The 1,373-nt window shown below is 39.8% G+C and carries 3 protein-coding genes; all 3 read left to right on the top strand.

Going from position 1 to position 1,373, the window contains the following annotated elements:
- A partial coding sequence (locus CK510_RS30390) for a glycine--tRNA ligase subunit alpha (RefSeq protein ID WP_143289528.1) occupies positions 1-209 on the top strand: 209 nt, incomplete at its 5' end.
- Between the two features lie 272 nt (positions 210-481).
- On the top strand, positions 482-958 hold the full coding sequence (locus tag CK510_RS30385) for a DUF4079 domain-containing protein (RefSeq protein WP_095725122.1): 477 nt from the start codon (positions 482-484) through the stop codon (positions 956-958).
- A 160-nt stretch (positions 959-1,118) separates the two neighbouring features.
- A partial coding sequence (locus CK510_RS30380) for a hypothetical protein (RefSeq protein WP_143289527.1) occupies positions 1,119-1,373 on the top strand: 255 nt, incomplete at its 3' end.

Raw genomic sequence — 1,373 nt, 5'->3', positions numbered from 1 at the left:
GTGAAAAAGGTTTGGTTTTGCCTAGTTTGGATTATGTGATTAAGTGTTCACATACGTTCAATTTACTGGATGCCAGAGGTGTCATTTCAGTTACGGAACGGACGCGATATATAGGTAGGATTCGTCAGTTAGCCCGGAAGATTGCACAGTTGTATGTGGAACAACGGGAGAAGTTAGGTTATCCTTTGCTAAAAAATAGGACTGCGTAGAATTTACCTCACGGGAAGTCGCAGAGACGCAAAGGGTAAAAGATTTAGATACCTTATTTTTTAATCTCATGCTTTTGGGACTTATGTATTGACAATAAATACTAAATATAGTGTATAAGTGTCAGGCGTTAAACCTTGGCTTTTTGGCAGCTTTTAGGCGATCGCAATTTATCAAAGGATAATTAATAAGTCGATCTCTTGCAGAATGTAAGTAATAGAACTTATGCTGTGTGACTGTATTAAGTTTTGTTACACCGATTTGAGAGAGAAAAATGGGTACTAAATTAGCTGAAGTGTTGGAACCGATCGCAGGTTGGTTTCGTGGTTTCAATGTTCCCGAACCGATTGTGCATTGGGGACATCCGGCAATGATGGGAGTTGTAATTTTTGTTTTGGGTAGCTATGTTGTTTATGCGGGTTGGCAAGGAAGATTAGCTGAGGATAAGGAAGTTGCTGTTAAAAGTCGTAGTGACCACCGCAAGCTTGCACCGTTGATGTTCACTTTTATGGCGTTGGGTTATACTGGTGGTCTATTATCGTTGGTAATGCAGAAGCAGCCAATCATGGAAAGTCAGCATTTTTGGACTGGTTCATGTGTTTTGCTACTGTTAGCAATTAATGGTGCGATTTCCAAAGCTTTTGTTGGATATCCTGGTTTGCGAAATCTTCACGCTTATTTGGGAAGTACAGCATTTTTAGTTTTGATTGTACATGCGGTACTTGGGTTTAAACTGGGTACAAGTATTTAATTTTGGTGATTGATTGCTAAAGGCGTATAGCATCATCTATATCATTAAATATTTCCGGAAAAGACGTAGAGACATGTAATTCTACGTCTCTACGAAGGTTCTGGGTAACAGGATAAGCTTGCTAGTGCAGGCTTAATTATTTTTTATATAATGAAGTCCCATGATTCAAGCGAGTGGTGTAATTATATGTCTTGGTTATATTCTGGGATTGTTGTTTAGTGCCCTTCCTGGGGGTGGTTTTTGGGTATTGGGTTTGGGGATAATTGGTGCGATACTCCTAAGGGTAGTAGCTAACACCAACGCATTTAAAAGAGGACGCAATTTTGCCCGTAGAGTCAGCCAAAGTAAAGAGAAAGGGTTAACCAAATCGAAAGAATCTCCGCTAACAAGGGTTTATCCCCATCCGAGAATTTGG

Source organism: Brunnivagina elsteri CCALA 953 (genome assembly GCF_002289455.1).
Taxonomy (GTDB): domain Bacteria; phylum Cyanobacteriota; class Cyanobacteriia; order Cyanobacteriales; family Nostocaceae; genus Brunnivagina; species Brunnivagina elsteri.
This window is presented reverse-complemented; position numbering and strand designations above follow the sequence as displayed.